Origin of the sequence: Arthrobacter sp. KBS0703 (assembly GCF_002008315.2) — a bacterium.
Lineage (GTDB): Bacteria > Actinomycetota > Actinomycetes > Actinomycetales > Micrococcaceae > Arthrobacter.
This window is the reverse complement of the sequence record NZ_MVDG02000001.1, coordinates 2,754,528-2,768,423: the sequence shown is the minus strand read 5'-3', so window position 1 is coordinate 2,768,423 and position 13,896 is coordinate 2,754,528. Positions and strand designations below refer to the sequence as shown.

Genomic DNA, 13,896 nt, shown 5'->3' with positions numbered 1-13,896 from the left:
ATGGCTACTGGTACCGTCAAATGGTTTAACGCTGAAAAGGGCTTCGGCTTCATTTCCCCCGATGACTCTTCACAGGACGTCTTCGCACACTACTCTGCGATCGCTTCCTCCGGCTTCCGCTCCCTCGAAGAGAACCAGAAGGTCTCCTTCGAAACCGAGCAGGGCCCCAAGGGTCCCCAGGCTGTAAACATCCAGGCTCTCTAAGACTTAGCTTCTAGCTAACTCTTCTGAGTCCGGAACCTTACAGGTTTCGAGCAGGGTCCGTCTTTGACGGGCCCTGCTTTTGTTTAACCCGAGTGTGCTTGTTCGGAGGTTTCGACAGTCTCAACCAACGTGCCGCTTCGCCAGGAACGCCTCCAACGCCGGGTTGTCGATCTCCTTCGCCAGCCAGGGCACCGTCTGGGCGGCTGCCTCGTCGCCGAGCACCGCCCGGTGCGACTGGGCCCGCACCACGAACTCCCGCATTCCACTGCGGCTCGCCAGTTCGAGCAGCCGCCCGACGAACTCTGAAGCCCGGGGGGACCGGACGGCGATGGCGACTTCCGCCGCGGTATCCAGCAGCCGCGCCGAATACCAGAGGTACCACGGCTTGGGTTCAAGGCCGCGGCCAACCCAGTGTTCCGCGGCCACCAGATCGCCGTGCGCCAGGAACAGCCGTGCCTCGGCGCCTGCCGCCAACGCCATGTAGCAGTGGTCACCCGCCAGATCGGCCATGACCCAGGACCGGTCGATCAGTTCCGCAGCTTCCTCCAGCCGACCGGCGGCCAGATATGTTTCGCCCCGCACGCCGTCGACAAACGGTTCGAACGCCGTCCAGTGTTCTCCGGCGATCCAGTCGCGGGCCTGGTCCAGTGAACTGGCCGCCTGATCCAGTTCGCCGCGGAGCAGCCGCACCCTGCCGAGCAGCGCCTCGCTGAAGGCCTGCTGCCGGCGGTTCCGGAGTTCTTCGGCGAGCCTTCCGGACTCGGTCAGCGCTGTCACGGCGTCTTCATACCGGGCGGTATCCGAGGCGAGCATGCCTTGGATCCCGAGAATTCTTGCCTGTTCGTCGGGGAATCCCTCGGCAGCCCGCATCGCCCGGTCAAGCCAGCCGGCCGCGCGGTCCGGGACGCCCCGCTGCACCTGTCTCTTATACACATCTAGATGTGTATAAGAGACAGCTCGCGGTACGCCGCGGCGGCAGTGCGGGAGGCGCCGTCGGGCCCTGTCTCTTATACACATCTAGATGTGTATAAGAGACAGCGGTGCAGGAAGTCCGCCACCTCGGCGCCGCGGCCGCCGGCTTGGTGGATCAGCGCCCCGGACAGCGTCACGAGGGACTCGGCGAGCAGATGGTCGTCGCCGGTGCGCTGGGCCAGCACGACGGCGAGCCGTAACTGATCCAGCCCCCGGTCGACGGCGCCCGCCCAAAGTGAGGCGCCGCCGGCGTCGAGATAGGACCGCACTGTCGCCGCAGTGGCACGGATGCCGGGGTCCGCCTCCGGAGCGGCAGCGGACAGGGCCTGCCGGATTTCCGCTGGCAGCGGCAGGCCCAGCTCCTGGCGGTAGAGGTTCCCGCATTTGGTGACGTGCTCCCGGGCCCGGCGGTGCTCGCCCAGTGCCACGAGCGCCTTGACCAGAACGGCGTTGCAATCCGCATGGAACGGATCCCGGTGCAGCGCGAGCGTCGTCAGCTCCACCGCCTCACCCGGATTGCCCGCAGCAAGTGCGGCCAGCGAGGCCTCATAGAGCAGGGACTGGACCACGTTGTCGAGGCGGTAGCGCTGGTCCGCCAGCCAGGAATCAAAGACGGGACAATCGGCGAAGGACAGCCCTTCCAGCAACTGGCCATCGAGCGTGCGGGGATCGAGTCCTCCCAGGCCGCCCGAGTGGACTGCCTGCATAGCGTCGCAGCGCCACGGCGGCTGAACGGCCCAGCCGCAGGGGATCGCCGGCGATTTCCACGCCGTCGAGGGCCCGCCGCAGCTCGGACAGGTTCCAGCGCAGCGCGCCGAGCGGATCCTCGGCATCCGGAAACAGCAGCGCGGCTGTCCGGGACCGGCCTGTGGCGTCCGCCTGCAGCGCGAGGTAGGCCAGCACCGCCCAGGCCTTGCGGCCCCGGGGCTGCGGGGGAGTTGTGCCAGGGGACTCGATCCGCGGCGGACCGAGGAGCCGGATCCACGTCTCGGCCATACCGCCCATGGTACTGCTGCGGCTTCCCGGCGTCTGCGCTGCCTCACACGCTTGCTCACACGCAGGGCGGACACACTGAAATCACCCAATCAGCACACACTCAACCGAGGTGCACCACCATGGAACTGCTCATCCTCCTGTTCGTCGGACTCGGCGTTGTCTCGGCCACCGTCCGGTCCGTCATCACCGACGGCCGGGGCCACACTCCCGGTGTGCGCTCCACCGAGCCGTGGAAAGCGGGCAACCTTCCGAGCGTGCCGTTTTCGGAGGCGCGGTTTTAGCGGGTTCGGCCGACTTCAGCGGCGGCTGGTTTCGGCAAGCTCAACCAGCGGCCGACGGCGGGAGGCCGGCAGATCTGCCGGCCTCCCGCCGTCGTGCTCATGATCCGCCCTCACCCGCGGTTCCTGTGCCCAGCCGCGAGGAGTAGGGTCGATATATGTCTGTGTGTACTCACCAGATCGATCCGCTGCAATATCCGTGGAGTCCGCCTGAAGCCTCGGGTGTCATGCATGGCGGTGATTTCATTTCGCTGCAGCTGGCAGCCGACCTGCCGCTGGGGCAGTCGACCCTGCTGGATGGCGAAGACGATTCGCTTTCCTCCTGCCTCAGTGAGGCCCTGGCGGAAGCCAATGCGGAGCCGCTGGACTCCCGGTCTCCCGTGGTCTCCATCGGCTCGAATTCCAGTCCCGACGTCCTGAGGCGAAAGTTCGCTCGGTTCAGGCATCCCGTCAGCGGAATTCTGCCGCTGGTCCGTGCCCAGTTACACCACGTCGCTGTGGGCCACTCGGCGCACGTGAGTAAGGCCGGCTATATCGCGGCCGCTCCGTATTCCCGGCGGGGAAGGCGCAGCACCGTGTGGGTGGCGTGGCTTGATGAGTGCCAACTGATGGCGCTCGACGAGACCGAACCGAACTACCAGCGGATTGAACTCAATGGCGAGGACTGTCCGCTGGTATTGGACAACGGCGAGCGGCCGGAGTCCTTCTCGCTCTTTGCCTCGAGCTGGGGTGTTCTGACCGATGGCCGGGGCGAGAAGCTTCCCTTCCTGGACCAGCCGGCTCTCTTTCGGCACCTCGCAGCCAGCGTGACCGCGGAAGACCTGCAGGACGGGAAATCAGTCTTCGATGGACCGCCTGCACGGGTTGTTGGGCAGCTCGCGATGCCTTCGGTCCAGGCAAGAGCCAAGGAATGGTTCCGCGCGGCCGGGTTGGCGGCGCAGGTGGAATTCGCCGCTGTGGGTGCGGGGTAGGCGGGGTTCTCGAGGCCTCGGTTTCGACAGACTCAACCAGCGTTGCCGGCGATGTGCTCCGCGATGTACTTCGCGTCCCGGCCCACGCCGGCGAAGATCGATGAGCCGTGGCTCGTCAGCCAGGGCAGCCCCACGGCGTACAGGCCGGGGTGTTCGGTGACGCCGCGGCTGTGCCGGGGATAGTTCCACTCGTCCAGGACCGGGATGTCCAGGATGCTGAAGTCCAGCCGGTAGCCGGTGGCCCAGATGACTGACGTGATGTTTTCCGCCGCCAGGTTCACCCGCGCGGGTCCGGCGGGGAGCCAGTCATCCGCCCTGGGCGCTTCCGCCGCCGGCGCCGAAATCCCGGCCGCGGCGATGTACGCATCGAACATCGGCTGCATGCGCTGGTAGAACGCTGTCTCGACTGTGGCCAGACGCTCGGCGAGGTCGTCGCTGAAGACGAGGCCGCCGTCGTCGGCTGCTTCCAGGTGGCCGTGCAGCCGGACGCCTCGGCGGCCGAGGTTCCGGAGGCGGATGTCGTGGCCGCCGTCGGCGCCGGACACCAGCGGGTTGCAGGCGAACCGCGCCGCGGGGGAGGGCAGCTGCCCCGTGGTGAGGCCGTTGAGTCCGTACTTGGGCCCGTGCTCGGCAAGGTGCATCATCCAGAAGAGGATGTCCCGGCCGCGGTACCGGCGCGGCGCCTCCGGGCAGGTGTACACGGCCAGGTGGATCTCGCGGCCGGCGGCGAGCAGCTCCTCCGCGATCTGGCCGCCGGACTGGCCGGTGCCCACGATCAGGACGGCGCCCGCAGGCAGCTGCTCCGGGTTGCGGTAGGCATCGGTGTGCAGCTGCAGGATGCTGCCTGGCAGTTTCGCGGAAACTGCGGGGATCTTCGGTTTCTGGTAGCCGCCGGTGGCCAGCACCACGTTGCGTGCCCGCCAGCCGCCCCGGTTCGTTTCCGCGCTGAATCCGCCGCCGCTGGGGGCGATCCGCGTGACGTCCGTGTCCGTGCGTACCGGCGCGCCGACCGTCTCCGCGTACTTCCGCATGTAGTCCACCACGTCCGCGCGCGGCATAAAGGCTTCCGGTTCGGGCCCGTCGTAGGGCATGCCGGGCAGCGCGAGCGAAAAGTTCGGCGTGTTCAGGACGAACGCGTCCCACCGGTCCTGCCACGCGCCTCCGAGGGCGGGGCGCCGCTCGAGCAGCTGGTGTTGGACGCCGGCCTGGCTCAGCCAGTAGCTCGTGGCCAGGCCAGCCTGCCCGGCGCCGACCACCAGGGTGTCCACCTCCTGGGCATCATCGCCCGGGCGGAATTCCATGCTGTTGGCAGCGGCATTTACCGGTCCCATGGCAGGAGTGTACGCCCGTGGCGGGCGCTTCAGGAGGAGCTGTCTGTGGCCTGGCCGGACAGCGACGGCCGCACCTGCCGTTTCAGCTGGTTCGCCTCGCGGTTGTAGACCTCGTAGCGCGCCTTCCCGCCGTGTTTTGCCGCGTACATGGCGGAATCCGCCTGCCGCAGCAACTCCGCGGCGTCGGCCGTTTCGGCGCTCCGCTGGGCCACGCCGATGCTCACCGACACGGTCAGCGGAAGATCGCCGATGAGAAACGGCTCGCTCAGCGTCTCGTAAATCCGTTCGGCGACGGGCCCCGTCGCGGGAGTGCCGTCGTCGTTATCCAGAACGACGACGGCGAACTCGTCGCCGCCCAGCCGGGCCACCATGTCGTGGCTGCGGACGCTGGCCCGGAGCCGGGCAGCCAGCTGGACGAGGAGTTCGTCGCCGCCCTCATGGCCGAAGGAGTCGTTGACGTCCTTGAAGTCGTCGATGTCAATGAAAAGCAGGCCCTCGTGCTGCGTCCTGAGGTCGCTTCCGGAGGCGAACGATCCGGCCAGCCGCTCGGTCAGGGCGGAGCGGTTGGCGAGTCCGGTGAGGGCGTCGTGCGTGGCGCGGTGCGTCAGTATCCTGTGGCTGTCCTGCAGCGCGGCTGCCATCCCGTTGAACGCGGTGGCCAGCTCGCCCAGCTCGTCCCGCCGGGCAACGCTGATGCGGTGGCCGTAGTCACCGGCCTGCAGCTTATGGACGCCGCGGCGCAGGCTGTTCACCGGCCGCATCAGGTCCTTGACCATGCGGCGCCGGAAGTAGAGGGTGGCGCCGACAGCCACGGTCAGCAGCCCCGTCCTGCCCACAATGAGCAGCTGTTCAAGGTCGCCGGTGTCAACGAGCCCCCTGTCCAGCGCTTCGAGGGCGGACCTCTGGATGCCTATGAGTTTGTCGCGCACGCCCTTGCTGGCCGTGGCGAAGGCGGGAGTCTCCGCCACGTGGTTCCCCTTGAGTTCCAGCACCTGGTTTCCCCAAAGGCCGCGCGCCGTCAGGGCCGCCTGCCAGTCCTGCCGGCCAAGACGGAGGGCGGACTGCATGCCGTCCTCCTCCGGCAGGACCCCTGCGGTGTCATCGAAGAGCTTCGAGACTTCGCGCTGCTGCAGGATGAACGCCTCGCGGTTCACCGGCGCATCGGCCAGGATCTGGTGCCCAAGCTGCTCGTGGTCGTCAACCGCGGCGGCCAACGTTGCTGCCGCGCGGGACTCGAGCTGTATCTGGTGGGCCGTCGTCTCCAGCTGGTGGACCACGGCCCGCACACCCACAATAGTGACGATCGCCCCAAGTATCAGCGCCGACAGCATGAAGACGAAGGCCCTGGACCACTCACGCTGTAAACTCCAGGTGCGGGCCGGGCTCGGGGGAGCCGCCGGAGGTGGGGGATTGACGTTGGCCGGATCAGCCGGCGTGTCCGCAGGCGTTATCTCCGGGGCCGTCCCGCGAGGATCGGTTGACCCGACCATCGGTCCGGTTGTCATAGGAGGAGGCTAGCAGGAGCGGGGTTCACGGCGGCGTTGCCGCGGGTACATTTCGTTGTCATGATCCCGTGTGATGGGGGCGCCGCACTTTGCAGGCCGAAAGTGCGGGAGACTTGAAGCCACGACCACGAAAGCGGAACACCATGATTACTCTCCAGCAGGACACAGAAGGCTTCATCCGGATGAGCCGGCACTTCCCGGAAAGCGTCCTGATTTCCATCACGTTTGCCGACGGCACGACGGAACAGGTCGCGGGCGGCCGGCTCAACAAGGCCTACGACGACGCGCTCGCCGAATACCGTGCCCAGAACCACCTGGACGCGAAAGGCTTCACGAGGTCCCCGGCGAAGAAGAAGGCCAGCCCGGGCAACAAGATCGACTTCGTAAAGGTCCACCCCGGCATGGGTGAGTAGCCCGCTGGCCCGCTAGGTTCGACAGGCTCAACCAGCGCTCGCCGCTGATCGAGCCTGTCGAGATCCAGGGGTTTAACCAGCAGCCGTCCACTTCCTGAGCCGCAGCGGTGCTTCTTCGCCGCCGTGCTTTTGCACCAGCACCTGGTTTACGCCGGTCAGCCCGTTCTCGAAGCCCAGTGCGCTCGATGCCATGTACAGCCGCCAGATCCGGGCCCTGCCCGCGCCGGCGAGCCGAACGGCCTCGTCCCAATTCTCTTCGAGGTTCCGTACCCAGGCGCGCAGGGTCAGGGCGTAGTGCCGGCGGAGGGCCTCGACGTCGAGCACTTCGAAGCGGCCGCCCTCCAGCGCCACCACCATGTCCGAAAGGCTCAGCATCTCGCCGTCGGGGAAGACGTAGCGGGGGATGAACGAATCGGGGTCGTCCTCGGTGGGCCCGGCGTTCCACGAAATGGCGTGGTTGAGCAGCAGGCCGCCCGGGCGCAGCAGCCCGTGCAGCGTGGAGACGTAATGCCCGAGCTGTTCGCGGCCGACGTGCTCAGACATGCCGATGGAGCTGATCGCGTCGAACGGCCCGTCGTCGATGTCGCGGTAATCCTGGACGCGGATGTCCACGCGCTCGGTCAGCCCGGCCTCGGCCACCCGTTTGCGGGCCCGTTCCGCCTGCTCGGTGGACAGCGTCACGCCGACGACGTTTACCTCGTAGCGCTCCGCGGCATGCAGGGCAAAGCTGCCCCAGCCGCAGCCCACGTCCAGCACCCGCATCCCGGGCTTCAGCCCGAGCTTGCGGCAGACCAGATCGAGCTTCGCTTCCTGGGCGGCCTCAAGAGAGGTGTCCTCGCTGTCAAAGACCGCGCAGGAGTACACCATCGACGGCCCGAGGACCAGGCGGTAGAAGTCGTTGCCGACGTCGTAATGGTGCGAGATCGCCGCGGCATCCCGCTTCTTCGAGTGCCGTCGGCCGTGCTTTTCCACCTTCGCTTCCTCCGGCGGCGGCGCGGGATTCGGCCCAACCGCGCCCACACTGACGGCGGTGGTGAGCAGCGTCCCCAGCTCACGTGGGGTTGGCTTGCGGAAGGGGCCGGGCTCAGCGAACTTGCCCGCGGAACTCAGGGCCGTGAAAGTGGCGAAGATGTCGCCGTGTGCTTCAATTTCGCCGGCTACGTAGGCCCGGCTCAGGCCCAGCTGACCGGGGGACCACAGCATCCGCCGCAACGCCCGGCGGGACCGGAACTCGATGACCGGCGCATCTGCCGGACCTGCTTCCGAGCCGTCCCATGCCCGCAGCCTGATGGGGATCTCCTCCGTGCCCAGGACTACGGCCAGTGCCTTGGCCAGCCGTGGTGCCACACCCGATGTCTTTGCCATGTTCGTTGCCTCTCGTCCGGTGCTCGCGTCAGGCGGGGCGGGACTGCGCCGTTGCAGTCCCGCCACTAGAACCTAAAGTTACACAAGCCCGCGGGCCCCGGACAGGGAGACAAGCCTGTCCCGTTTTTCGTGTCGGTCCGTTGCCGCTCGCAGCGTCCGTTGTTATTGACTCTGGACCGGGAATCTGTGGTGGTGGGATCCTGATCGCACACTCTCGGAGAGGGAAGCTGGTGGCAGACCATGGACGATTCACCGGAGACTCGTCAGAGCTTGTCCGACCGCATCGACCAGAAACAGCAGGACATCCGATCCTATCTGGGACGGCAGCTGCCGCGCCGGCACAAACTCACAGAATTCAGCGTGGTCGGGAGTGTGCTGGCGGCCATGTTCACGGCAGGGCCTGCGTTCGGAGGCACGGAGTTCACGGGAGCGGTTCAGGACACATTGTCCCTGGGTGACGCTTCAATCGTTTGGCGTGCTTTATGCCTAGGTGCTGTGATTCTGTCCGTCGGGGCGGGGCTGGCCACGAACTTCGCCAACTCCCAGGCTCTCGCCGAAAAAGTCAGCGCGGCCGAAACGGCGATTGCACAGTTGGAAGGGCTGCAGCTGTCTCTGAACTTCGGACACTTAGCCCTCGACGAAGCCGCGATGCTATTTAAGCAATATGTTTCCCACGTAACGTTCATGGACCAAGTACCCGCGCGCTGACGTAGCGAGAGCGCGTCCTTCTTTGCCCGCCATGCCTCGCTTCCCTGCGGCCAATCGCGGCTGCCGGCACCGGAGCGGCCGAGTCTGGACCGGTCACGGGTGCGGTGGGATCCTGATCGCAACCGTCCGACAGGAAGGCTGGTAGCAGATCATGGACGAATCACCGGAAACGCGGCAGAGACTGTCCGACCGCATCGAACAGAGGCAACAAGCCATCCGCTCCTATCTGGGGCGGGAACGGCCCCGCCGGAACAGGCTGTCAAACATCAGCATCGTGGGCAGCGCACTGGCCGCCATGCTCACCGCCGGACCGGCGGCCGGCGGCACAGGGTTCACCGAAGCGGTCCAGGGCATATTTTCGCTGGGCGACGATTCCGTGGTGTGGCGATTTCTGTGCCTGGCAGCGGTAATCCTGTCCGTAGCAGCCGCGCTGGCCACTAACTTTGCCAACTCACATGCCCTGGCTGACAGGGTCACTGCGGCAGAGACAGCGAACGCACAACTCGACGGCCTGCAGGACACGTTGAACTTTGGCCACATCCCCATTGACGACGCACTAAAGCTGTACCAGCAGTACGTCGCCCAGGTCCCGTTCGTGGACCAAGTGCCGTCGCGTTGAGCTCGGCAAAACGGGAACGCACGACGGCGGGTGGCTGGCAGATATGCCAGCCACCCGCGGTAGGCAAGAGCGGTAGATGGTAAATGGGAAGGGTATTCAAAAATAAATACGTGTTTACTAGCTAAATTCCGCCAACAGCCGCGCCCCGGTCCGGGCACCGTCGGACGCCCGGATCCGGCGGCCCACCATGGAGGCAGCCGTGCGGAAAATCGCAGAGTCCACCACAGTCATCAGGGCCCGGCCGATCTCCCCCGGGGACGATGACGCCTTGATCAGCAGCCCTGCGCCGGCGTCCTGCACCGCCTTGCCCACCATCCGCTGGTCCAGCATCGGATGCATCGGGGCGATCACCAGCGGGAGTCCGTGGGCCAGGGCCAGCATGGTGGTGGCATGGCCGCCGTGGCCGATCACCGCGCTGCAGTCCGGCATCACGTCCCGGTGCGGCAGGTAGCGGTGCACAATCGTGTTGGCCGGCGCTCGCAGGCCCGCCGGATCAATGGCGGGACCCGTAGTCACCACCACCTCGAGCGGCAGATCGGTCACCGCGTTCAGCGCCTTCTGAAGAAACGCCTCCTGCCCGGGGAAGGCCGTGGTGCTCAGGCTCACCAGCACCCGGGGCCACAACCCCGGCGGGGCAGGGTTTGCCGGCTGCTGCACTTCCACTACCGCCCCGGACCACCCCACCTTGCCGTTGCCGTTCGCGCTGCCGGCCGGGTCCAAGAGGGGATCGGAGCAGACAAGGATCCGGTCTGCGCGCTGCATCACGTGGCGCGGTCCAAGCCCCCGCGCGGCAATGATGGCGGTGACGGGCGTCCGCCGGAACGGACCGTCGAAAAACGCATAGAAGCTGTGGACCAGCACCACGGTGCGAAGCCCTGCCTTGGCCGCGGCGTCGATGGCGGCGAGCAGCAGGCAGTCCACGATCACCACATCCGGAGGGTCGCGCCGTGCCTCCTCAGCGAGTTCCCGCGCGATTCCGGCGTCGGTGAACACGGACACCATCATGGATATCTGCTGCAGGGCGGACATGTGGTCCGCCGGGGCCATCGGCTGGGAATGGCCGTACGCGCGGAATTCGGCGCCCGCCGCTTCTATCGGCCCGGCCTGACGCGCGTGCCCCAGGAAGCGGACCCGGTGGCCGTCACGGACCAGTTCACGGGCGATGCCGAGGGCCGGCGGCAGGTTCCTTCCGGCGTCGAGCGTTGCGAAGAGAAAATCCGTCATTGGAACCTCCCGGCGGTCATGCCGGCGGTGAACACCGGCGGGCAGAAGCCTAGTCCCGATGAACTCTCGCGAACAGTGGCCGCTAACAGAGGCCCCGAACAGCAGACGCAACACAGCCTGCGGAGTGAGCTAGCGGGAAACCCGACGTAACGCGGGCGTTCACATCACCGTCGCCGCCGGTTCACACGCACCGTCAACGATGGCAGCATGACTCCTTTCACCCGCCGAAACATCCTCAAAGGCGCCATCGCCGCTGCCGGTGCTGCCGCCGTCACCCCTTCACTCGTCGTGCCCGCGCACGCAGCCCGGCCCTCCGGCGTCGCGCTGGTCCGCGACCGCCTGACCCTCCCGTCCGGCATCTCCACCGGCGATGTCACCGCCGACTCCGGCGTCCTGTGGTCCCGCGCGTCTGGCCCCGGCCGGCTGGTGGCCAGCCTGCTGGCGGTCTGTCTCTTATACACATCTAGATGTGTATAAGAGACAGCCCGCCCGCGGCGGCCGCGCCTTCCGGCGGGTGCTCCGGGGACCCGGGCCAGCGAGGCCACCGACTTCACGTCCAAGATCAATGCCCGCGACCTCCCGGCGGGCACGCGGTTCGCCCTGACCATGCACTTTGAGGACCCCGAGGGCCAGGCAGGCGAAACCGCCCGCGGCTCCTTCGGCACCGCGCCCGGCACGGGCGGGTTCGCGAGCGGCCGCACACCCCGTCGCCAGAGCTTCGTCTGGACCGGTGACACAGCCGGCCAGGGCTGGGGCATCAACGAGGACATCGGCGGCATGCGCGGCTACGCTGCCATGCACGCCACGAAGCCGGACTTCTTCATCCACTCCGGCGACACCATCTACGCCGACGGCCCCATCGCCGCCGAGGTCACGGAGCCGGACGGGCAGGTCTGGCGCAACCTCGTCACCGAGGAGGTGTCCAAGGTGGCCGAGACGCTCAACGAGTTCCGCGGCCGGCACCGCTACAACATGATGGACAAGAACATCCGTGCCCTCTACGCCGAGGTCCCGGTGATCGCCCAGTGGGACGACCACGAAACCCACAACAACTGGTACCCCGGGCAGATCATCACCGACGCCCGCTACACCGAACGCCGCGTGGACGTGCTCGCCGCCCGCGGCCGCCAGGCCTGGCAGGAGTACCAGCCCATCGCCCAGCTGAGCGATGGCAGCACCGGCTTCGAGCCAGCCCGCATCTACCGCAAAATCTCCCGCGGCCCGCAGCTGGACATCTTCTGCCTGGACATGCGCACCTTCAAGGACCCCAACACGGACGGCAAGGAAACGAGCCTGACCCACATCCTCGGTGAGGAACAGGCCCGCTGGCTCATCAAGGAAGTCAGCAAGTCCAAGGCCACCTGGAAGGTCATCTCCGCCGACCTCCCGCTCGGCATCATCGTGCCGGACGGCCCGGTCAACCAGGAGTCCCTTTCAAACCGCGACGCCGGCGCCCCCTTGGGCAAGGAACTCGAGATCGCCGGGGTACTGTCCGCGTTCAAGCGCAACCGGGTTAAAAACGTCGTGTGGCTCACGGCTGACGTCCACTACTGCGCCGCCCACCACTACTCGCCGGAGCGGGCCTCGTTCCAGGACTTCGACCCCTTCTGGGAATTCGTGGCTGGCCCTATCAACGCCGGAACGTTCGGCCCCAGCCAGATGGACGGCACCTTCGGCCCCGAGGTGGCCTTCTTCAGGGCCGGCGCCTACGCCAACGAGTCCCCGCGCAGCGGCGAAAGCCAGTACTTCGGCCACGTGGACCTCGGCGAGGACGATGTCTTCACCGTCAGCCTCCGCAACGCCAACGGCACCGTGCTCTGGAGCAAGGCTCTGCAGCCGGAGCGCTGACCAGGTTTAGCTCAACCAGCGGTAACGCCCGACGGCGGGTGGCCGGCAATCATTGCCGGCCACCCGCCGTCGGGCTTTCTGAAGTTTTACGTCCCCTGCCGGCGGCCACGCTATTCGAAGAACTCAATCCTCGGTTCGCCCTGGACGCCGCCCCTTTGCATGGCGTCTTTCAGCTCCGGATTGGCGAAGAACGCCTTGGCGGCGTCCACGGTGTCGAAGTAGTGGAGGACTAGAACGTTGTCCGGGTCGCCGGCCATCCGGTGTACGGACTCCTTGGTGACGCCGCCGGCCTTCTGCACGTCGGCGAACGAATCGTAGACCTTACGCCAGGCATCGTAGTCGGCTACCTGGTGCAGGACGACTGAAACAGCCATAACGGTACTCCTTGGTGCTCGTTGCTTCGGGTGGTGGCTTACGCCTTGGGGCCCGCGGTCAGGTAGTTATGCACGTCGAAGAACGTGATCTCCGGCGGGCCGGGGATGCCCACTTCGGCGGCTATTGGTGTGGTCTTCTCCTGCGTAAATGCCTCGAACAGTTCGCGGCTCTCCCAGGTGTCCACGACACGGATGCCGGTGTCCGTGGCCGCTACCCAGTGGGTGAGGCCGCCAGGGGCGCCGGGTCCGCCCGGCGTGAAGCCCATTTTTTCAAGGACTTGGTCATACTGCTCGAGTGTTCCACCGGGGAAATCCAGGATGACGGCGACAGGCATGTGATGCTCCTAAGGCTTTCAGAACAAACCAGAGACGGCCCGGGAGTGGACCGTCTAAGCCCCGTGGTACTCCGCCGCCGGTGGGGTGTCAACGGTGAGTTGCTTGGGCCGTGGACTGCCCGCGGCGCAGTGCCCAGACGGCGCCCCGAAGCGTACACTGAGAGCCACAAATCGGCTCATTGCCGCAGGTCCTGGACGCCTTCGCTGCAGGTCCGGGCGTCCGGCGATGGCCTGGTTGTAGTGGCGGGCGGAGGAGGATCCGTGGTCAGGTCGGCTGAAAGCGTGATCATCAGGCGGACGCCGGAAGAGGTCTTCGCCTACGTCGCGGATCTGCGTAATGAACCCGCCTGGCACGTCGACATTGACTCGGTGGACCCTGCCACGGAGCCCGTGCCAACCGTCGGCACGGCGTACCCCCTGCGGTTCAAGCCGTTCATGGGCAAGACCGAGGGCACGTTCACGGCGCTGGAAGTGTCGCAGGGGGAGCGGGTGGTGTACCGCGGTGACTTCGCCGGCCTCCGGCCCCTGATCACCTACGCCGTGGAGCCCGCGCCGGAAGGCGCCCGGTTCACCCGAAGCGTGGAAATGCGGCCCCGCGGGCTGAGCGCGGTGATGGCGCCGGCCATGGCCTTCATGGTGCCGCGCAGGAACAGGGTCTTTGTCAACAACCTCAAGTCGGTGCTCGAACGCTGACGCGGGGCGGCGGTTCACAATGCCGGCGGGACTGTAATCTGGCATGCCATCTGCGAGAAT

The 13,896-nt window shown here is 66.8% G+C and carries 16 protein-coding genes and 1 pseudogene; 8 read left to right on the top strand and 9 right to left on the bottom strand.

From position 1 onward, the window contains the following. Nucleotides 1-204, top strand: coding sequence for a cold-shock protein (locus B1A87_RS12930; RefSeq protein WP_024365339.1), 204 nt, complete (start codon nt 1-3; stop codon nt 202-204). A gap of 120 nt (nt 205-324) precedes the next feature. Here the strand turns inward: B1A87_RS12930 and B1A87_RS23935 are convergent, their stop codons facing one another. The 3 genes from B1A87_RS23935 to B1A87_RS23925 are packed head-to-tail and all read right to left on the bottom strand — an operon-like array spanning nt 325 to nt 2,172. After that, nucleotides 325-1,221: a hypothetical protein gene (locus tag B1A87_RS23935; protein WP_260680827.1), complete on the bottom strand. Its 897-nt coding sequence runs from the start codon at nt 1,219-1,221 to the stop codon at nt 325-327. Beyond that, complete coding sequence (locus tag B1A87_RS23930; protein WP_260680826.1) at nt 1,212-1,883, bottom strand: hypothetical protein; 672 nt, start codon at nt 1,881-1,883, stop codon at nt 1,212-1,214. The genes B1A87_RS23935 and B1A87_RS23930 overlap by 10 nt, the downstream gene beginning before the upstream one ends. Next, a complete protein-coding gene (locus B1A87_RS23925) occupies nt 1,783-2,172 on the bottom strand; it encodes a hypothetical protein (protein ID WP_260680825.1) in 390 nt (129 codons plus the stop codon). Before B1A87_RS23925 ends, B1A87_RS23930 begins: the two co-directional genes overlap by 101 nt. Before the next feature lie 119 nt (nt 2,173-2,291). On the opposite strand from B1A87_RS23925, the gene B1A87_RS23025 reads away from it, so the two are divergent. Next, nucleotides 2,292-2,453: a hypothetical protein gene (locus B1A87_RS23025; RefSeq protein ID WP_185982318.1), complete on the top strand. Its 162-nt coding sequence runs from the start codon at nt 2,292-2,294 to the stop codon at nt 2,451-2,453. Between the two features lie 161 nt (nt 2,454-2,614). Beyond that, nucleotides 2,615-3,421: a hypothetical protein gene (locus B1A87_RS12920; RefSeq protein WP_144275812.1), complete on the top strand. Its 807-nt coding sequence runs from the start codon at nt 2,615-2,617 to the stop codon at nt 3,419-3,421. Nucleotides 3,422-3,453: 32 nt separating this feature from the next. Here B1A87_RS12920 and B1A87_RS12915 read toward each other — a convergent pair whose 3' ends face one another. Together B1A87_RS12915 and B1A87_RS12910 are read right to left on the bottom strand one after the other, a co-directional pair. Continuing rightward, a complete protein-coding gene (locus tag B1A87_RS12915) occupies nt 3,454-4,722 on the bottom strand; it encodes an NAD(P)/FAD-dependent oxidoreductase (protein WP_078027744.1) in 1,269 nt (422 codons plus the stop codon). A 59-nt stretch (nt 4,723-4,781) separates the two neighbouring features. Further along, nucleotides 4,782-6,257, bottom strand: coding sequence for a diguanylate cyclase domain-containing protein (locus B1A87_RS12910; protein ID WP_260680824.1), 1,476 nt, complete (start codon nt 6,255-6,257; stop codon nt 4,782-4,784). 143 nt (nt 6,258-6,400) lie between these two features. Here B1A87_RS12910 and B1A87_RS12905 point away from each other — a divergent pair, with 143 nt between their 5' ends. Next, the gene (locus tag B1A87_RS12905) at nt 6,401-6,670 is read left to right on the top strand and encodes a hypothetical protein (protein WP_078027622.1); all 270 of its coding nucleotides are present in this window, start codon (nt 6,401-6,403) and stop codon (nt 6,668-6,670) included. A 72-nt stretch (nt 6,671-6,742) separates the two neighbouring features. On the opposite strand, the gene B1A87_RS12900 is transcribed toward B1A87_RS12905, so the two are convergent. Continuing rightward, nucleotides 6,743-8,035, bottom strand: coding sequence for a cyclopropane-fatty-acyl-phospholipid synthase family protein (locus B1A87_RS12900; protein WP_078027743.1), 1,293 nt, complete (start codon nt 8,033-8,035; stop codon nt 6,743-6,745). A 240-nt stretch (nt 8,036-8,275) separates the two neighbouring features. Here B1A87_RS12900 and B1A87_RS12895 point away from each other — a divergent pair, with 240 nt between their 5' ends. Both B1A87_RS12895 and B1A87_RS12890 read left to right on the top strand, forming a co-directional pair. Continuing rightward, nucleotides 8,276-8,743: a hypothetical protein gene (locus tag B1A87_RS12895; RefSeq protein WP_078027621.1), complete on the top strand. Its 468-nt coding sequence runs from the start codon at nt 8,276-8,278 to the stop codon at nt 8,741-8,743. A 151-nt stretch (nt 8,744-8,894) separates the two neighbouring features. Next, nucleotides 8,895-9,362 (top strand): hypothetical protein, encoded by a 468-nt coding sequence (locus tag B1A87_RS12890; RefSeq protein WP_078027620.1) that lies wholly within the window; start codon nt 8,895-8,897, stop codon nt 9,360-9,362. 117 nt (nt 9,363-9,479) lie between these two features. Here the strand turns inward: B1A87_RS12890 and B1A87_RS12885 are convergent, their stop codons facing one another. After that, nucleotides 9,480-10,586, bottom strand: coding sequence for a glycosyltransferase (locus B1A87_RS12885; RefSeq protein WP_144275811.1), 1,107 nt, complete (start codon nt 10,584-10,586; stop codon nt 9,480-9,482). 207 nt (nt 10,587-10,793) lie between these two features. Between B1A87_RS12885 and B1A87_RS12880 the strand changes: the two are divergent. Continuing rightward, nucleotides 10,794-12,434: pseudogene (locus tag B1A87_RS12880) on the top strand (alkaline phosphatase D family protein). Between the two features lie 110 nt (nt 12,435-12,544). Here the strand turns inward: B1A87_RS12880 and B1A87_RS12875 are convergent. Beyond that, nucleotides 12,545-12,808 carry a hypothetical protein gene (locus tag B1A87_RS12875; RefSeq protein WP_078027618.1) on the bottom strand — a complete coding sequence of 88 codons (264 nt, stop codon included), beginning with the start codon at nt 12,806-12,808 and terminating at the stop codon, nt 12,545-12,547. A gap of 38 nt (nt 12,809-12,846) precedes the next feature. Beyond that, nucleotides 12,847-13,143 (bottom strand): hypothetical protein, encoded by a 297-nt coding sequence (locus B1A87_RS12870; protein ID WP_078027617.1) that lies wholly within the window; start codon nt 13,141-13,143, stop codon nt 12,847-12,849. A 261-nt stretch (nt 13,144-13,404) separates the two neighbouring features. Between B1A87_RS12870 and B1A87_RS23020 the strand changes: the two genes are divergently transcribed. Continuing rightward, entirely contained in the window at nt 13,405-13,836 is a 432-nt protein-coding gene (locus tag B1A87_RS23020) for an SRPBCC family protein (RefSeq protein WP_185982317.1), read from the top strand. Nucleotides 13,837-13,896: the final 60 nt, after the last annotated feature.

What these genes read in the sequence shown, in the direction of transcription:
- B1A87_RS12930 (WP_024365339.1), top strand. Translation starts at nt 1, where the DNA reads ATGGCTACTGGTACCGTCAAATGGTTTAACGCTGAAAAGGGCTTCGGC.
- B1A87_RS23935 (WP_260680827.1), bottom strand. Translation starts at nt 1,221, where the DNA reads ATGTGTATAAGAGACAGGGCCCGACGGCGCCTCCCGCACTGCCGCCGC.
- B1A87_RS23930 (WP_260680826.1), bottom strand. Translation starts at nt 1,883, where the DNA reads ATGCAGGCAGTCCACTCGGGCGGCCTGGGAGGACTCGATCCCCGCACG.
- B1A87_RS23925 (WP_260680825.1), bottom strand. Translation starts at nt 2,172, where the DNA reads ATGGCCGAGACGTGGATCCGGCTCCTCGGTCCGCCGCGGATCGAGTCC.
- B1A87_RS23025 (WP_185982318.1), top strand. Translation starts at nt 2,292, where the DNA reads ATGGAACTGCTCATCCTCCTGTTCGTCGGACTCGGCGTTGTCTCGGCC.
- B1A87_RS12915 (WP_078027744.1), bottom strand. Translation starts at nt 4,722, where the DNA reads ATGGAATTCCGCCCGGGCGATGATGCCCAGGAGGTGGACACCCTGGTG.
- B1A87_RS12910 (WP_260680824.1), bottom strand. Translation starts at nt 6,257, where the DNA reads ATGACAACCGGACCGATGGTCGGGTCAACCGATCCTCGCGGGACGGCC.
- B1A87_RS12905 (WP_078027622.1), top strand. Translation starts at nt 6,401, where the DNA reads ATGATTACTCTCCAGCAGGACACAGAAGGCTTCATCCGGATGAGCCGG.
- B1A87_RS12900 (WP_078027743.1), bottom strand. Translation starts at nt 8,035, where the DNA reads ATGGCAAAGACATCGGGTGTGGCACCACGGCTGGCCAAGGCACTGGCC.
- B1A87_RS12895 (WP_078027621.1), top strand. Translation starts at nt 8,276, where the DNA reads ATGGACGATTCACCGGAGACTCGTCAGAGCTTGTCCGACCGCATCGAC.
- B1A87_RS12890 (WP_078027620.1), top strand. Translation starts at nt 8,895, where the DNA reads ATGGACGAATCACCGGAAACGCGGCAGAGACTGTCCGACCGCATCGAA.
- B1A87_RS12885 (WP_144275811.1), bottom strand. Translation starts at nt 10,586, where the DNA reads ATGACGGATTTTCTCTTCGCAACGCTCGACGCCGGAAGGAACCTGCCG.
- B1A87_RS12875 (WP_078027618.1), bottom strand. Translation starts at nt 12,808, where the DNA reads ATGGCTGTTTCAGTCGTCCTGCACCAGGTAGCCGACTACGATGCCTGG.
- B1A87_RS12870 (WP_078027617.1), bottom strand. Translation starts at nt 13,143, where the DNA reads ATGCCTGTCGCCGTCATCCTGGATTTCCCCGGTGGAACACTCGAGCAG.